Source organism: Bacillus sp. Root920 (assembly GCF_001429445.1).
In the GTDB taxonomy this organism is placed as follows: Bacteria; Bacillota; Bacilli; order Bacillales; family Bacillaceae; genus Bacillus; species Bacillus safensis.
The window spans coordinates 140,873-157,699 of record NZ_LMJV01000010.1; the positions used below are offsets into that span (position 1 = coordinate 140,873).

The window sequence follows — 16,827 nt, forward strand, 5'->3', positions numbered from 1 at the left end:
TTGAAATGGGGGGTTTTATGAAAAGAAGGCAGTACAAATTTTATTACAAGCTAGTGACGTTTTTTTTCATACTTAGTACGATTCCTGTTATCATTGTCGGCATTTTTTCTTATCAGCATTCACAAAAAACAGCACTTGAAAATATCTCAAATGAAAAGCTCGACAGCGTTAAACAAACGCAATCCAATATTGAGCATATTTTAAAAACTGTTGATCATTCTCTCACTCACTATGTCAGTTCGCCGCCTCTCCTTCAAACACTGGCAGAACCTTTAAATCCAGACCAATTCCAGCTTTATAATCAAGTACAGCAGGAACTGAACTACCTGCAAACCTTTGACACCGATCTTTCCAATATTACACTCGTCAGTAAAATGGAAGACTGGTACATGAACAATTCGGGGCTTTATCATGTCACAAGCGAAGACCAAGAAAAAGCGCTGACCTCTTACCTCAATATACCAAGTCACTCCAGCTGGGCACTTGAAGAGAATAATCCACTTGTTGCGACAAAAGAAGGAAAAGCATCCTTTTGTAAGTACAATGTGAATTTAATCAAACAACTGCCTATGAACAGCGTTCAAAAAAAGGGAATCGCTGTCGCCAGCATTCCAAGCTGCGTCATTGCTGATAACATGCCTGACTTCTCTCAATCGGATAGCATGTTTGTCATCGATACAAACGGAAAAGTGCTGCTACATAATCGCAAAGAACAAATTGGTGAATCGCTGAAACATCAAGATATCGTCAAACATGTGCTCTCACTTGAAAAACGATCAGGCCAATTTGATATGAAGATCGACGAACTCAACTATCAAATCACATTTCAAAAATCAGATTATAATGAATGGACGTACCTATCCTTTGTTTCTATTCCAGAACTTAAGCAGCAAACGAAATCAATTGGGTGGATTACCTTTATTATCTGCACTATTTTGTTAGCGCTTTCATTGCTATTTTCATGGTTCGGTTCTAGACACTTTTATAAACCAATCCGCTTATTATACGAGTCATTTGCACGCAATGAATCATTTTTGCAAAAACAGCCTTTTCAAAATGAATTTGAGTTGATTGAATCGAGTATTAAACAAATGAAAGATCAAAACAATGATTTAGAGGAACGAATTGAGCAGCAAGTGACACACTTACAGCAATACTTTATGGTACGGCTGCTGCTTGGAAAGCTGACAGATGAAGAAGTTAACAACCGGTTCCAAAGCTTAGGCTTTCCTCAGGGCTGGTCTCATTTGTCCATGCTTGTGACCCAAATCGATACATTAAAAGGAACACCTTATGAAAAAAAAGATGCTGACTTGCTTTTATTTGCGATCAATGGACTGATCGAGCAGATTATTCCGCAAGAGGAGCACCTTCAGCCAACCGTTGTCAATCAGCATCAAACAACGATTATCCTCAACCACTCAAAGTCAGATGAAGAGTTTACTGAATATTTAAATCAATTAGCAGAAAGCATTCAGCAGCGTATCGAAAAAGAGCTTGGTTTATCGATCAGCATTGGAGTCAGCCGCCAGTTTAAAGAACTCACGATGGCAAAACATGCTTACATTGAAGGAAAAGAAGCCTTAAAATACAGACTTAAAGCAGAGAAAAAGTCCATTATCTTATATGAGCATATTCAGCAAGGAAAGACGTTCAAAACCCATTTTCCAAAGCAGCTGCAGCATGATTTATTTGATGCAATGAAAGCTGGCGATCAAGGCAAGGCGGATCACTATTTACATGTGCTCCTGCAATCCATTTTTTCTAAAAATGCAGGACCGCACGAATACCATATCGCCCTCGCTCGTTTTTTAAACAATTTAATCGAGCTGATGCATTTGCTAGGCATTGAATTATTTGAGGTCGAAGATAACAAAATGCTCTATGATACGATTTTTGAATTTAAAACCTTTGAAGATACGGAAGCATGGCTGAAACATGAAATCATTCGGCCAATTATTGACCAGCTTGCTGCACGTGAAGACTCACAATACAAAAACATCTCAGAAAAAATCATTCATATTATTCATCAAGAATTCGACTCAGATCTCACATTGGATGAAATCGCCACACGCCTGCATTACAATCCAAATTATTTAAGCAGTATTTTCAGAAAGGAAATGGATATCTCCTTTAGTGAATATCTCTCTTCCTACAGACACCATGTCGCTAAAAACTGGCTAGTAGAAACCGATATGTCTGTCAAAGAAATTTCGGAAAAACTGAAATATAAAAACCCGCAAAATTTCATCCGGTCCTTTAAAAAGCTGGAAGGTACAACTCCTGGGAAATACCGCGACCAGAAAAAAGGCTCGTAAGACAAAGAGTCCCGCTCTCACAAGAAAGCGGGACTCTTTTATTTAAACTGTTCATTTAAGATGCTGTCTTCCAGCACGGAAAGCGGCTCTCCATACACACGTTCAATATGAGCTGCCCCCCAATCGCATAGCGCATTGAGAATTCTTTCGAGCGACTGTCCGTATTCACTTAATTCATATTCCACTTTAGGCGGCACCTGTTCATAGACAATCCGATTAATGACCCCGTCACTTTCAAGCTCTCTCAGCTGCTGCGTCAGCATTTTTTGTGTGATGTTTGGCATGAGCCGCTTCAATTCGCTCGTCCGTTTTTTCCCGTGTGTCAAATGACATAAAATCACACACTTCCACTTCCCGCCTATGACCTCAAGCGTTGCTTCCACAGAGATATTATATTTTTTCTTTTCCATCGAATGTTCACTCCTCTTTGTACGAACAGGCACTTTTTAGTACCTATATTACAAAAAAGTACGTACTTTTTTTTTCGTCATCTATGTTAGATAATAACTCTTGCCGATCGGCTTCGTCTATCAAAATGTCATCACAGAAGGATGTGAACTTACTTATGAAGAAAAAGCAAAACCATTTTGCTCTTCTCGCACTAGCGATTAGTGCTTTTGCTATAGGAACAACTGAGTTCATTAGTGTCGGTCTTTTGCCAATGATCTCAGAGGACTTTGGAGTGAGCGTCAGTCAGGCGGGCTGGACTGTCTCTTTATATGCACTTGGTGTGACATTTGGCGCGCCTATATTGACTTCTCTTACTTCCACGATGAAAAGAAAGACATTGCTTTTGCTCATTATGCTCGTCTTTTTGATTGGTAATACACTTGCCACCATTGCCCCGACTTTTTCAGTGCTGTTAATCGGCCGGGTGATTTCAGCTTTATCCCATGGAATCTTCATGTCCATCGGTTCTACGATTGCTGCAAGCCTTGTCGTGAAAGAAAAACGGGCAAGCGCGATTGCCTTTATGTTCACTGGTTTAACAGTAGCGACTGTGACAGGTGTGCCATTCGGGACATTTCTTGGTCACGAGCTCGGCTGGCGGACATCATTTGGTGTGATTGTGATCATTGGTCTGATCGCACTGATATCCAACTATTTTCTTGTGCCGTCTCAATTAAAGCAGGGTGTGAAAACATCTTTTAAAGATCAAGCTGTCCTATTAAAAACAAAAAGAATTTTGCTTTTATTTGTCATTACAGCCACAGGGTATGGAGGAACATTTGTCGTGTTCACGTATTTATCTCCTCTCTTGCAGCATGTGACAGGTCTTGCGCCTGGGGCTGTGGCCTTGATTCTGCTTTTATACGGAATCACGATCGCAGCCGGAAATGTCATTGGCGGAAAAGCTGCTAATGAACAGCCAATGAAAGCACTGATCTATATGTTTATTATCCAAAGCATCATCTTGTTTATCCTTAGCTTCACTGCAGGATTCACAGTGTTAGGCATTGGAACCGTCATGCTGATGGGGCTGTTTGCTTTCATGAATGTGCCTGGGCTGCAAGTAGCCGTCGTTGATTTTGCAGAAAGATACACACCTGGAGCGGTCGACGTCGCATCTGCTATGAATATCGCTGCCTTTAATGCCGGTATTGCTATTGGCTCATTTTTAGGCGGCATCGTGACAGATACACTTGGGCTTGTGCATACAGGCTGGGTCGGCGGCATCATGGTCCTCATCGCAGCCATTCTTACGATGATCAGTTATCAAATAGAACAAAAAGAACAAACACAAACCATTTAAAGGAGTTTTTATGATGGAACATTTACAAAGTACAAAAACATTAAACAATGGGGTTCTCATGCCAGGCTTTGGCCTTGGTGTATTTAAGGTGGAAGATGGAGCAGAATTAGTTGATGCTGTCAAAACAGCCATTCAAATAGGCTATCGCAGTATTGATACAGCGGCTATTTACGGAAATGAAGAAGGTGTTGGACGAGGCATACAGCTTGGTTTAGCAGAAACAGGACTGCGCCGTGAGGACATCTTTGTCACCTCAAAAGTGTGGAATGCCGATTTAGGATATGAATCTACTCTAAATGCATACGAAGAAAGCTTAAAAAAACTTCAGCTTGACTACCTTGATCTGTATTTAATCCATTGGCCGGTTGAAGGAAAATACAAAGAAGCTTGGCGTGCACTGGAAACCTTGTATCGTGAAGGAAAGGTCAGAGCCATCGGAGTGAGCAACTTCCAGCCGCATCATCTAGACGAGCTATTAAAAGATGCAGACATCAAACCAGCGATCAACCAAGTAGAATTTCATCCAAAACTAACGCAGGAAACACTCTCTACGTATTTGAACTCTCGCGGCATTCAAATGGAAGCTTGGTCACCGCTGATGCAGGGTGAACTGCTGCATCACCCGCTGATCACAGAGCTCGCAGACACATACGGTAAAACACCTGCTCAAATTATTTTGCGCTGGGATGTACAAAAAGGTGTCATCACCATCCCAAAATCAACGAAAGCACATCGTTTAAAGGAAAACGCTGATATATTTGATTTTGTCTTATCTGATGAAGATATGAAACGTCTTTCTGACTTAAATGAAAACAAACGTATCGGTCCAGATCCAGATAATTTCGACTTTTAATGAAAACACCCCCGCTTTTTTGCTTTGCGGGGGTGTTCCTATTGGTCATTTTGATTTTTTAAAGGAAGCTTCATATTCTTCTATGATTTTATTCCCACCATTGGATTTCCACTTCTCTACATCCTTCTGAAATTGATCTTCACTGATGTCTCCAAGAATGAACTTATACGTCGCATCATCGATGATTTTCTTCAATTCGTTTCCACGCTCTGATGCTGTTTCTGAATAAAGGCTTTCAGCAGGGTTGGCAACGATGATGTTTTGATTGTCTTCTTCTAGCTCTTCATATTTAGAACGAACTGCATCCCCTTTATTTTTCAAGTAACGTTTATCAATTCCTACAAGACTGACAAGCGGCTGTACATCTGTCTGCCAGTCTTTCACTTGGCTTTCTTCCCTGACAAATGTATTTCCTTCTTCTTTCTTATAATGCTTGCCATCTATACCGTACGTCATGAGACCATATACATCTTCTTCGGCAATACGGTCAAAGAAGGCCAAAATCCGCTTTAATTCCGCCTCTGATTTCACGCTTGTTTTAGGGAATGCGAAGATGCCATTATGCCCCCCTGATGCCCACACACGTTCTTTACCATCTGGGCCTTTGATTCGGTTGATAATATCTACTTTCATGTTTTTATCTGTCGCATCATCTCTCAGGTTCACGGCATCTACCATATTTCCAACATAGATACCTGCTTTTCCTTGTGAGAATAATTCCTGCTGCTGTGTTTTGCTTGTCACTGGGAAGTCTTTGTTAATATAGCCATTATCGCGCAGCTTTTTCATGTATTTCATTGTATTCATATACTCATCTGTCATAAAGTCCGGCGTGAATTTCCCGTTTTCTTCTTTCCAGTCTGTCGGCATTCCTTCATATGAACCAAGTGTTTTAAATGCGCCATAAATTAAATCGTTCCGATCCGTAAAGCCAATTGTATCGGCTTTTCCGTTTTGATTCGGGTCTTTTTCCGTAAAGGCTTTGGCTACTTCATACAAATCATCCAATGTTTTTGGTGTATCCAAATTTAAATTTTCAAGCCAATCCTTTCGAATGACAATCCCTTGTCTTGAAAGTGGTCTTTCTCTATAGATGCCATAAAGCTTACCGTCTATAGAGGCGTTTTTATTAATCAGTTCGTTCATCTTACTTAAATTTGGATAATCCTTTAAATACGGACCGACTTCCCAAAACATGCCTGATCTGAACGCATTAATCGCAGACGAATTTTTAATGTCTTGAATCGTCACAATTTGCGGCAAATTCCCTGCTGCAAGTGCGGAGTTTAAACGATCTTCCTTCACTGCATCAGGCACCCATGTAATATCAAGCTCTGTATTTGTGAGCTTCTCAATCTCTTTTAAAACGGAATCCTTCGGCGGCTGCTGATGATATAAAATCGCCATCCATGTCAGCTTTACCTTTTTGTCTAAATCAACCTTCTCATCTGATGAGTTTGCCCCTTTACTTGAACAGGCTGACAAAATTCCGCTTGCTGCAAATAACAGGACAAACGCAATCAGCCATAATTTCTTTCTCCCCATAAGATCCCTCCGTTGTTCCATCTTTTTAACCCTTTACAGAACCTAGTAATGCCCCTTTGTTGAAATGCTTTTGTATAAATGGATAGACAAGCAGAACCGGAATGGTTGCCACAACAATGACAGCCATTTTAATCGTCTGGTCTGGCGGTGGTGTGGATGAGCCCATATCCGACATATCTCCCTGCATTCCGCTTGAGACAATGACAATCTGTCTCAGCAGTACTTGAATCGGCCACTTCACTGAATCATTTAAATACAGAATGGCAGTCATATACGTATTCCAATACGTCACGGCATAAAAAAGTGAAATAGTAGCAATGGCTGGCAAAGAAAGTGGGAGCACAATTTTAAAGAAAATCCCTAAATCGTTACAGCCGTCCATCTTCGCTGATTCCTCAAGGCTCGCCGGTATGTTTTGAAAGAAGTTTTTCAAAATGATTAAGTTGAACGCATTGATTGCAACCGGGAGAATAAGTGACCAATAGGTATCAAGCAGACCAAGTGTTTTCACCACAATAAACGTCGGAATCATACCTCCGCTAAACAGCATCGTGAAAACAACGAGAAACATCAGTGTTCTCCGGCCTTTTAGCTCCTGACGAGACAGCCCGTATGCCATAAGCGAGGACAAAAACATGCTGACAGCTGTTCCAACGAGCGTCACAAGAATGGACACAATGAGACTGCGATACACAATATCTGTAGAAAAAATATATCGATATGCCTCTAGAGAAAACGTCGTCGGGAACAAAATAAACTTCTTGGTGATGACCTCTTCTACTGTTGCAAAAGAGGCGGCAATGACATGGATGAACGGAAGCACACATATTAATGCGAACATGAGTAGAAAAGAGTAATTAAATAAATTGAACAATCGGCCTTTAATAGAACGATCTATGTTCATCACACCCTTCCTTTGAAAGCGTTATCATTTCATCTGAAAGTAAGCTGCAGCCTGTGACGATATCGTGATTAAAATGTAACAAACGGGGGAAGAAAGCGTCTATAATCATTTTGACAGACCAACTGGATAGTCATATCAGCCGTGCTTTTATGCTCATGAAACAAAAGAATAAGATCATTAGCTCATGACATGATTATGCCTTATGCTCGATCATTTTCTTCGAGGATTTCTGTCGTATTGACATCTGGTTCATAGCCTAACTCCAGCTTCGTTTTCTCAGTAGACCAAGGCTTTTCTTCATTCTCTGATACAGCATAATAGGTCCCAAAGGGAATATCTGATTCAACCGCTGTCTTTATCATACCTGTAAGATCCTCATGTGACAGCAGAGTTCTTTTAGTTCTTTGCTTTTTGTGCAATGCCTTCATCTCATCTGTTACAACTGTTCCAATTCTTAAATTGATGACAGACATTCCCGATTGATCGTGGAACAAACGTCCCAGCTGTTCTGAAGCAAACTTTAATATGCCATAGACATTTTTAGTCGCAGGCACATCGTCAGTTGTAATCTGCCGTCCAAGTAAGGAGCGTCCATCCTCTTCATAACGATCCGTCACATGGTTACTGCTTGCAAAAATGACTTTTCGTATGCCATGCCGCGCGGCTGAACGAAACATATAATAGGTACTCCTCCAAAAAATATCAGTCATTTTTGCAAATTCTTCATGATCCATCACATCATGCGTCATGTCCATGTTTAGAAGATGCAAGATGACATCTGTATCCCGCGGAATTGCCTCATATACATTCTGTTCCTTCGCTGCATCGGCTAAAATGACTCCTTCTACACAGCTTGTTAGATCAATAATCGTGACGCTGTACTCAGCAGAGAGCGCTTTTGTTAAAAGACGTCCAATCACACCGCATCCGCCAATGATGGTGATTTTTTTCATCTGTCTCCTCCTTCCTTTTGACGTAGTATGTCCAAGCGTTTCTTGATTACAGCCACTTTTTCAAAAATCGTGTCGCCTCGTGACGCATAGCGGCTGTTTCAAAATGACCTGCATGAAGACGGGTAAGCTGATAACGTTCTTTCAATGAAGCAGCTTGATAGGTTTGACTCAATACCTTTTGAATCCTTCCAACGCCTTCAGCAGGCGTAAGCTGATCAAGTTTTCCAACTAAGCTTAAATGCGGTCTCGGAAAAATCATTTCTTGAATGTCCGCTGCTGTAAAATGCTTCGCCAAGCCCGGTACATAGTAATAAAAGCCATGTCTGTCCAAATTGTTCGTTTCAATTAATGTATGATGGTCCACCTGTGCACAAAGATCAATACACACACTGACCCTCTCATCAAGTGCAGCCGTCCACCAGGAAAGAAGACCGCCCATTGACATCCCAAAGACAGCTAACCTGTCCGCCAGCACATCAGATCGAGACAGCAAATAATCAATCGCACACATACTTTCATACAGCATCATGCCCCACATCACTTTTCCTGTTAAAAGCATTTCCTTAAAAATTTCACTTTCTGTTCTTCCTCTTCTCTCACCAAACCCTGCATGATCAATGGCCAGTACACTATATCCTTTAGACGTAAACTCTTTTGCATATGAAGGCGTTTGCAAATAATGAGCACCTTTTAACAGCTCTTCCTTCCCATTCACGTAATTCCCGCCATGTGAATGCTGGAACAGCACAACGGGTCTTTTTTTCACCGTATCCTTCGGTTTCACGAAATAAGCAGGGACTTCCTCTACACCATTCATGGAGAGAATGAGAGTTTCCACTACATATGATGATTCACGTTCTTCCATTTTTAACGTATAAGCCTCCACGCGATGACGTTCTGGCATTTCTCCTAACAGACTGAGCAGTTGTTCACGTTTGCTTTCCTTTTCCATTGACGTCACTCCTCATTTTCTTGATCACCTGTTAAAATACGAGACCGATGCGGGAATCACCTTGTTTTCGACAAAATTATGTCCCGGGAAATAAAGAACACCCACCGGTTCATACCGATGGGTGTCATCATTAGTTCGCAACAATATTGACAAGCTTCCCAGGAACTGCAATCACTTTACGAATGGTTTTCCCTTCAAGCTGTTCTTTTACACGTGCATCATTTTTCGCAAGCTCTTCTAACTGCTCCCTTGTTGCATCAGCAGGAACGGTTAATTTTGCTTTTACTTTACCGTTAAGCTGTACAACAATTTCTACTTCATCGTCGACAAGCTTTGACTCATCATATTGAGGCCATGCTTCATAAGAAATAGATCCTTCATGACCAAGTTTATTCCAAAGCTCTTCTGCTAAATGCGGTGCAATTGGAGAAAGAAGCTTTACAAAGCCTTCTGCATATTCTTTCGGCAGTGTATCCGCCTTATAGGCATCGTTGATAAACACCATTAATTGTGAAATTCCTGTATTGAAACGCAAGCCTTCATAATGATCCGTTACCTTCATAACTGTTTCATGATAGCTGCGTTCTAATGCGCCGCCAGATTGCTCTGTCACTTTATCACTGAGTGAACCATCTTCATTTGTAAAGAGACGCCATACACGATCAAGGAAACGACGAGCGCCATCAAGTCCTGTTTCAGACCAAGCAATTGATGCATCTAAAGGTCCCATGAACATTTCATAAAGTCGTAATGTATCCGCACCATGAGATTCTACGATATCATCTGGGTTGACCACATTTCCTTTTGACTTACTCATTTTTTCATTGTTTTCCCCAAGAATCATACCTTGGTTGAACAATTTCATGAAAGGTTCTTTTGTTGGAACAACACCGATATCATACAAGAACTTATGCCAGAAGCGTGCATATAGAAGATGCAGTACAGCGTGTTCTGCTCCGCCGATATACACATCAACTGGAAGCCATTTCTTCAGCTTCTCAGGAGAGGCAAGCTCTTCTGTGTTATGAGGATCAATATAACGTAAGAAATACCAGCAGCTGCCTGCCCATTGCGGCATTGTATTCGTTTCGCGGCGGCCTTTTTTACCTGTAACAGGATCTACAACCTCAACCCAGTCTTTAATATTGGCTAACGGTGATTCACCTGTACCACTTGGCTTAATCTCTGTCGTCTTAGGCAAGATCAGTGGAAGCTCTTCTTCTGAAACAGCTGAAGATGTTCCGTCCTCCCAATGAATGATTGGAATCGGCTCACCCCAGTAGCGCTGACGGCTGAACAGCCAGTCTCTTAAACGATATGTGACTTTCTTTTCACCTTTTTGATGTTCTTCAAGCCATGCAATCGCTTTTTCAATCGCTTCTTCTTTTCCTAAGCCATTTAGGAAATCAGAGTTAATGTGCTTTCCATCACCTGTGTAGGCTTCTTTTTCAATGTCTCCGCCTTCTACAACTTCTTTAATTGGAAGATCAAAGGTTTTGGCGAATTCATAGTCACGTTCATCATGGGCAGGAACCGCCATAATGGCTCCAGTTCCATAAGTCGCCAGCACGTAATCGGCAATCCAGATCGGCATCTTTTCACCATTTAAAGGATTGATGGCATACGCGCCTGTGAAAATACCTGTTTTCGTTTTAGCAAGATCTGTCCGCTCTAAGTCACTCTTTGATTGAATCTCTTTGATATACGCTTTAACAGCTTCTTTTTGAGCATCTGATGTAATTTTTTCAACAAGTGCATGCTCTGGTGCAAGCACTGCATATGTTGCGCCAAATAGTGTATCAGGACGCGTTGTGAAAACCGTAAACTGTTCGTCATGTCCTTCTACTTCAAAATGAACGTGCGCTCCTTCAGAGCGTCCGATCCAGTTACGCTGCATATCTTTGATGCTTTCAGGCCAATCAATGTCCTCTAAATCTTCTAACAGCCTGTCCGCATATGCTGTAATCTTTAGCATCCACTGCTTCATAGGACGTCTTTCAACAGGATGGCCTCCGCGTTCACTTTTTCCATCAATGACTTCTTCATTTGCAAGCACTGTGCCAAGCGCTGGGCACCAGTTCACTGGTACTTCATCGATATAGGCCAATCCTTTTTCGTACAATTTTAAGAAAATCCATTGTGTCCATTTGTAGTAATTCGGATCTGTCGTGTTGATTTCTCGATCCCAATCATACGAGAACCCTAGTGATTGAATTTGGCGGCGGAAGTTATTGATGTTCTCTTCTGTAAAGGCCGCCGGGTCATTTCCTGTATCAAGTGCATACTGTTCTGCCGGGAGACCAAATGCGTCCCATCCCATTGGATGAAGAACATCATATCCCTGCATACGTTTCATGCGTGATAGAATATCCGTTGCTGTATAGCCCTCAGGGTGCCCGACATGAAGCCCTGCTCCTGATGGATATGGAAACATATCAAGTGCATAAAACTTCGGTTTATCTTCCGAGTCAGATGTGGCGAATGTTTTATGTGTCAGCCAATAATCCTGCCACTTCTTTTCAATTTCCCGATGCTGAAAACTCAATGTGAAAACCTCCTTTAATATGTACGGCTTTATCTGCTTAGATGACCACTGCAAGAATTCAGATTTTTCTAAAATCAACAAAAAACCCTCATCCCTGGAAAGGGACGAGAGATTTTTTGGTTCCCGCGGTACCACCCTTGTTAGCGTAACATGCTGTTCGTACGCTCACTTAATATCTTTAACGCAGACATGCGACAGAAGCTTTAACGCAACTGCAACTCTGAGGCGAGTTCAGAAGCAGATTTGATTGACTTTCACCAGCCGTCAATTCTCTAAAGACAAATACTGCTTTCCTACTACTCCTCTTCACTGTTCTTATCGTAACCGTCATCTAAGTAGTATTTTATAGAATTATGATCATAAGTGCAAGCAGGTTTGTATACAATGGGAATGTACCCTAGACTAGGGTAAAGTAGAGGATATTATTCGTGTGGAGATCGGTTATGACGGTTGGAGCCTGCATCCTGTGAACGTTCTTCTCTCACAAAATCGAAGCTTCGCAGAACTGCTTCTCCTCCGTAACCTGAAATAATGGATAAGATGATCAAGTGCAGACTAGATTCGGGATTTGAGGATAAGACAAGCAGTGTAGCGGCAATCATCCCAACGAGCCAATCTTCAATAAACCCTAAGTAAATAAACTTTTTTGTCATTCTGGGCTTCTCTAGCCTGCCTTTTTTCTTTACGTGACCGAGAATGCCCATGACCCCTCCAATGGCGCAAGCAATAATGACTTGTTGCAGCATTTTCATCACCTTCCTAAAGCCCTTAGAATAGTAAAGCGACTTCAGGCTGTCCAGCCCCCTGTAATGCCATTCTGCTGTTCCGTCATAATCCATGTAAAAGGTCTATTCTCTCTAACGAAGAAAAAAAGCTTGTTTCTTCCATTATATGTGAATGACCCAAAAACAATCTTGATGCATTGGAATCATTTTTACCTAATCCATATTAACTATTTTTGTCATTTTATGAATGATGAGTAATTGATTCCTTCTTTTTCTAATGAAAAGTCTCCTTACTGACTCTATTCTAATGGAGGACAAACTATGATGACAAATTTAACAAAGCGTTTGCAATCGTTGAAACAGAACATATGTTATGTTACGTTTAAAAGGATTCATTTGGTTGAAAAGACAACCATTTGATATGTCTTATAGCAGCAAAGGAGGGTAATATGGTCAGCTCGAACATTTTCGGCTTGCAAAAACAGCTTGAACTCATCAAAAAAGCGCTGGATCATGCGCGGATCGGTGTTGTCATTACAGACCCTTCCTTAGAGGATAACCCTATCGTTTATGTGAATCACGGCTTTACACAAATGACTGGATACAAACCAGATGAGATTCTTGGTCGTAATTGTCGATTCCTTCAAGGAAAAGACACGGATCAAAAGCAGCTAGCTTTAATTCGTCCATGGAATTCAAAACAAAACACCTATTACCACACAGCTAAAAAATTATAAAAAAGACGGCACTTTTTTTTGGAATGAACTCAATATAGATCCTCTATACATTGAACAAGATGACAAAACATTTTTCATTGGTTTTCAAAAGGATATTACGAAACAGAAAGAATATGAACAGCTCCTAGAAGATTCCTTACAGGAAGTCACCTCTCTTTCGACGCCAATCGTCCCAATCAAAAATGGTGTATCTGCTCTTCCGCTTATCGGAAAATTATCTGAAGAACGCTTTGATGCCATTGTCACTAAGTTAACCTGTATATTAGATGATTCAAAGGATGATTATTTAATTGTCGACCTTTCTGGTTTAATCGAGGTCGATGATTCCGTCGCAGCACGTATTTTCAAACTGCATCATCTTCTCAATCTAACTGGAACCGAACTGATCATCACTGGGATTAAGCCGCAGCTTGCGCTGAAAATGAAAGACCTCGATACAGATTTCCAGAATACAATCACTTATTTGACAGTAAAAGAAGCCATAAAAGGATTACCATTAGCTGAAAACCCTGTGTAAACAGGGTTTTTCAGATTGTTGACAAAGGGCTAAAATGATCTTTATTTTAGCCCTTTGTCTTCTGTTCAGCGTGATAGAAAGCCTTTGCAGTCTAGGAAGGGCGAGCACCGGAGCGCAGACCTGACAACCAATGCGAGGGTTTGTCTACACGCTGGAAAACCCTGTGTAAACAGTTTTTTTTAATTGAACCGCTCCCCAAAATGGAAAAATGAGGTATGATAGGTGTAAATAGCAATTTAGGGGGGCTGTTAGATATGTTTTTACTCATATTAGGTCTTTTATGTGTTTGTTTTGCCATCGGATATGCCGTCAATTTCTTCTTACTCAAACGCAAGAACGAGCTGATTTTTTCAAAGAAACTTTTTTATCCTTTTTTGATCATTGGTCTCTTCTTTTCCATTATGTCATTACCGCTTACTGCTGGAAATGCGCCAAAGGCACAAGCCGATCCATCTTCCGAACAGCTGTTAAAGGATCAAAAGGAACTCTCATCTGACATTTCGCGCTTAAAAGCTGATAAAGAGTCGCTTACCTCCTCTTTAGAAGATGCGGAGAAGGAAAAAGAAAAGCTGGAAAAAAAGCTAGAAACCATCACCTCAGAAAAAGAAACGGTCAAACAGCAAGAGAAGACCATTCAATCGCTTGAAGAGAAAATAGACAAGCTCACCTCCAGCAATGAAACACTCAAACAAGAAATCAAGAATAGCAGCAGCGATACGAAGTCTTCCACCGTCCAGCGCTCCGCACCTAAAGATGAAGGAAAAAGCACAGGCGGTCATGAATCACAAAAGGAAGCAAAAAAAGAATCGGCTGCCTGTAACATTAAAGGGAGTGTCAACGGTATTTACCACACACCAAGCAGCAGATACTACTCTAGAACAAAGAATGTAACCAAAATGTTCTGCTCAGTAGAAGAAGCAGAGCGTGCCGGATACAGGGCACCTAAGCAATAGCGATGTTTAATTAAGATAAAAAAGAACCTCCTGAGCGCCCAATCGGGTTTACAGGAGGTTCTTTTTTAGATTTCTCTTCTTAAAGCTGCTAATACATTCGTTTTTGTTGCCTTACGTGCCGGGTTAAGCCCTGAAATGATCGCTACCCCTGCGCTGATCACTGTCGCTGTAATGACAAGGCTGAGTGGAATATAGGAAAAAGTAATCGAGAATTGATCGCTTGATCCTCCCTCAGACATGGACGACAAAATGGCTGGGATGATTAAATTAACGGCGAAACTAATCAAATATGAGATGATAATACCGATGATTGATCCGATTACTCCAATATAAGCACTTTCCATTAGGAACATCCGCTTGATAATGGATGGATTCGCGCCAATGGCTTTCATAATACCAATCTCTTGTGTTCGCTCTGTTACCGCCATAGTCATCGTATTGAAAATTCCGATGGCAGAAATAATGACTGCAATACATCCGACAAAAATGAGTCCAATTTTGAAGACCGTAAAGAACATATCCATTCCTTCAAGCTGGTTCGTCACAGAGATGACTTGATAGCCCTCATCTGTCAGTTTATTCGTGAGCGTACCGACATTGTCGAATTTATCTGCATAAACAGAAGTCATTTTTTCGACATTTCCAGCTTCAGGAGACAGGTCGAGTATTTGACCAAATTCTTTTTCATAAGCATTCGGAATCAGAATTTTATGATCCTCCTGCCACTCCAAATTCGGCTTTTTCAAAACACCTACTACACGGAAATCAAATGTTTTTTCTTTAACGACTTCCCCTTCTTCATTTAGTTTTGGCACTTTGATTTGAATCACTTTATTTAAAATATCCTTCGTGTAGCCTTTTGGCTCCTTCGGTGTTTCTTCCCCATTTGACGTCTGGTTCAATTCTTTTTCATAGGCTTCGCGTTCTTTTTTTGTCCACAGTTGCTGCGCCATATGATACCCAACCACAATTTCGTTCGCTGATGTGGGGACTTTTCCTCGGTCTAGCTCAAGTCCTGCTTCTTTTTCTTCTTTCATATCAGTCAAAGCAGCCTGCGTTTCACTTGAACGGTTATCGAGCTCGACGTTAACCGATGGATTGATCGCCGTTCTTGAGACGACAGATTTCACATGATCATATTTCTTTAAATCATCAATCTTAACGTCTCCTTTTTCTTTTCCTAACACTTTAATTTCTGTGATGATTTGCTGTTTCATAATTTCATCTTGAGCTGATTTTTGCAAACCAAAACCAACAGACGCTAGAACGATTAAGAAAGAGCATGCCATTGTCGTCGCAAGAATGGTCATAAACAAACGCAATCTATTTTTCTTCATATTTCTTCTAATGAATTTGACCTGATCTCTAAATTTCAATGGATTGTTCCCCTTTCTTTAATACACCATCGTGAAGCTGGAACGTTGTGTCTGCGATTGAAGCGACTTCATCGTCATGTGTAATGATGACAAATGTAATTCCTTTTTCGCGATTGAGCTGCTGGATAAAGGCTAAAATTTCCCCTTCAGTTTCTGAATCCAGACTCCCAGTTGGTTCATCCGCTAAAATAATAGATGGATTTAAAATCAAGGCTCTTGCAATACTCACACGCTGCTGCTGTCCGCCTGACAGCTCATTTGGGTAATGTCCTGCATGATGTTCAAGTCCTACTCGTTTCAGCATTTCTTTTACTTTCGCCTTTCGTTCAGACGGCTTCACCCCTTTTAAAGTGAGTGGAAGTTCAACATTCTCATACGTTGTTAAGCTCCCGATCAACTGAAAGCTTTGAAAGATAAAGCCAAAGTGATCTAAGCGAAAGTCTGCCCATTCTTTTTCATTAAAGCCGGTCACATCGGTGCCATCAATGACAATTTTTCCGCTCGTTGGCGTAATATAGCCTGATATTAAGTTCAATAAAGTTGATTTCCCCGAACCACTTCGTCCAACAATACAAGCAATATCGCCTCTTTTGATGGACAGGTCAATTCCTTTCAGCACAGGAATTTCATTTTCCCTGCCCTTTTTACCAATTTTAAATACATGATCTAATGCTTGAATCTGAATCATCTCTACTC

13 protein-coding genes, 1 pseudogene and 1 other annotated feature are annotated in these 16,827 nt (G+C 41.0%); of the genes and pseudogenes, 5 read left to right on the forward strand and 9 right to left on the reverse strand.

The genetic code is table 11. The features are described from left to right. Window positions 1–17: 17 nt before the first annotated feature. Window positions 18–2,318, forward strand: a complete 2,301-nt coding sequence (locus ASE42_RS16790; protein WP_056768288.1) for a helix-turn-helix domain-containing protein — start codon at window positions 18–20, stop codon at window positions 2,316–2,318. 38 nt (window positions 2,319–2,356) lie between these two features. Here ASE42_RS16790 and ASE42_RS16795 read toward each other — a convergent pair whose 3' ends face one another. Beyond that, a complete protein-coding gene (locus ASE42_RS16795; protein ID WP_003217763.1) occupies window positions 2,357–2,728 on the reverse strand; it encodes a winged helix-turn-helix transcriptional regulator in 372 nt (123 codons plus the stop codon). Between the two features lie 155 nt (window positions 2,729–2,883). Here ASE42_RS16795 and ASE42_RS16800 point away from each other — a divergent pair, with 155 nt between their 5' ends. Next, the gene (locus tag ASE42_RS16800; RefSeq protein ID WP_056768291.1) at window positions 2,884–4,071 is read left to right on the forward strand and encodes an MFS transporter; all 1,188 of its coding nucleotides are present in this window, start codon (window positions 2,884–2,886) and stop codon (window positions 4,069–4,071) included. A gap of 10 nt (window positions 4,072–4,081) precedes the next feature. After that, window positions 4,082–4,924 (forward strand): aldo/keto reductase, encoded by an 843-nt coding sequence (locus ASE42_RS16805; protein ID WP_056768292.1) that lies wholly within the window; start codon window positions 4,082–4,084, stop codon window positions 4,922–4,924. Window positions 4,925–4,969: 45 nt separating this feature from the next. On the opposite strand, the gene ASE42_RS16810 is transcribed toward ASE42_RS16805, so the two are convergent. The 6 genes from ASE42_RS16810 to ASE42_RS16835 form a co-directional block, all read right to left on the reverse strand. After that, entirely contained in the window at window positions 4,970–6,469 is a 1,500-nt protein-coding gene (locus tag ASE42_RS16810; RefSeq protein WP_041107339.1) for an extracellular solute-binding protein, read from the reverse strand. 25 nt (window positions 6,470–6,494) lie between these two features. Further along, the gene (locus tag ASE42_RS16815; RefSeq protein WP_087976618.1) at window positions 6,495–7,355 is read right to left on the reverse strand and encodes a carbohydrate ABC transporter permease; all 861 of its coding nucleotides are present in this window, start codon (window positions 7,353–7,355) and stop codon (window positions 6,495–6,497) included. A 218-nt stretch (window positions 7,356–7,573) separates the two neighbouring features. Then, window positions 7,574–8,326, reverse strand: a complete 753-nt coding sequence (locus ASE42_RS16820; RefSeq protein ID WP_056768293.1) for an NAD-dependent epimerase/dehydratase family protein — start codon at window positions 8,324–8,326, stop codon at window positions 7,574–7,576. Window positions 8,327–8,372: 46 nt separating this feature from the next. Then, complete coding sequence (locus tag ASE42_RS16825; protein ID WP_056768295.1) at window positions 8,373–9,278, reverse strand: dienelactone hydrolase family protein; 906 nt, start codon at window positions 9,276–9,278, stop codon at window positions 8,373–8,375. Between the two features lie 130 nt (window positions 9,279–9,408). Further along, the gene (gene leuS, locus ASE42_RS16830; RefSeq protein WP_024424893.1) at window positions 9,409–11,823 is read right to left on the reverse strand and encodes a leucine--tRNA ligase; all 2,415 of its coding nucleotides are present in this window, start codon (window positions 11,821–11,823) and stop codon (window positions 9,409–9,411) included. A 97-nt stretch (window positions 11,824–11,920) separates the two neighbouring features. Next, window positions 11,921–12,142, reverse strand: a binding site (T-box leader). Between the two features lie 103 nt (window positions 12,143–12,245). Next, complete coding sequence (locus ASE42_RS16835; RefSeq protein WP_008343006.1) at window positions 12,246–12,575, reverse strand: DUF4257 domain-containing protein; 330 nt, start codon at window positions 12,573–12,575, stop codon at window positions 12,246–12,248. 422 nt (window positions 12,576–12,997) lie between these two features. On the opposite strand from ASE42_RS16835, the pseudogene ASE42_RS16840 reads away from it, so the two are divergent. Both ASE42_RS16840 and ASE42_RS16845 read left to right on the forward strand, forming a co-directional pair. Continuing rightward, window positions 12,998–13,802 (forward strand): annotated as a pseudogene (locus ASE42_RS16840) (PAS domain-containing protein). Window positions 13,803–14,056: 254 nt separating this feature from the next. Beyond that, window positions 14,057–14,755, forward strand: a complete 699-nt coding sequence (locus ASE42_RS16845) for a hypothetical protein (protein WP_056768300.1) — start codon at window positions 14,057–14,059, stop codon at window positions 14,753–14,755. A gap of 65 nt (window positions 14,756–14,820) precedes the next feature. Here the strand turns inward: ASE42_RS16845 and ASE42_RS16850 are convergent, their stop codons facing one another. Beyond that, on the reverse strand, window positions 14,821–16,131 hold the full coding sequence (locus ASE42_RS16850) for an ABC transporter permease (RefSeq protein ID WP_056768301.1): 1,311 nt from the start codon (window positions 16,129–16,131) through the stop codon (window positions 14,821–14,823). Continuing rightward, window positions 16,121–16,819: an ABC transporter ATP-binding protein gene (locus tag ASE42_RS16855; RefSeq protein WP_024424897.1), complete on the reverse strand. Its 699-nt coding sequence runs from the start codon at window positions 16,817–16,819 to the stop codon at window positions 16,121–16,123. The genes ASE42_RS16850 and ASE42_RS16855 overlap by 11 nt, the downstream gene beginning before the upstream one ends. Window positions 16,820–16,827 lie beyond the last annotated feature (8 nt).

Bases quoted from the DNA above. Each gene is read 5' to 3' on its own strand.
- ASE42_RS16820 (WP_056768293.1), bottom strand. From the start codon at position 8,326: ATGAAAAAAATCACCATCATTGGCGGATGCGGTGTGATTGGACGTCTT.
- ASE42_RS16790 (WP_056768288.1), top strand. From the start codon at position 18: ATGAAAAGAAGGCAGTACAAATTTTATTACAAGCTAGTGACGTTTTTT.
- ASE42_RS16835 (WP_008343006.1), bottom strand. From the start codon at position 12,575: ATGAAAATGCTGCAACAAGTCATTATTGCTTGCGCCATTGGAGGGGTC.
- ASE42_RS16800 (WP_056768291.1), top strand. From the start codon at position 2,884: ATGAAGAAAAAGCAAAACCATTTTGCTCTTCTCGCACTAGCGATTAGT.
- ASE42_RS16805 (WP_056768292.1), top strand. From the start codon at position 4,082: ATGATGGAACATTTACAAAGTACAAAAACATTAAACAATGGGGTTCTC.
- ASE42_RS16795 (WP_003217763.1), bottom strand. From the start codon at position 2,728: ATGGAAAAGAAAAAATATAATATCTCTGTGGAAGCAACGCTTGAGGTC.
- ASE42_RS16855 (WP_024424897.1), bottom strand. From the start codon at position 16,819: ATGATTCAGATTCAAGCATTAGATCATGTATTTAAAATTGGTAAAAAG.
- ASE42_RS16810 (WP_041107339.1), bottom strand. From the start codon at position 6,469: ATGGGGAGAAAGAAATTATGGCTGATTGCGTTTGTCCTGTTATTTGCA.
- ASE42_RS16845 (WP_056768300.1), top strand. From the start codon at position 14,057: ATGTTTTTACTCATATTAGGTCTTTTATGTGTTTGTTTTGCCATCGGA.
- ASE42_RS16825 (WP_056768295.1), bottom strand. From the start codon at position 9,278: ATGGAAAAGGAAAGCAAACGTGAACAACTGCTCAGTCTGTTAGGAGAA.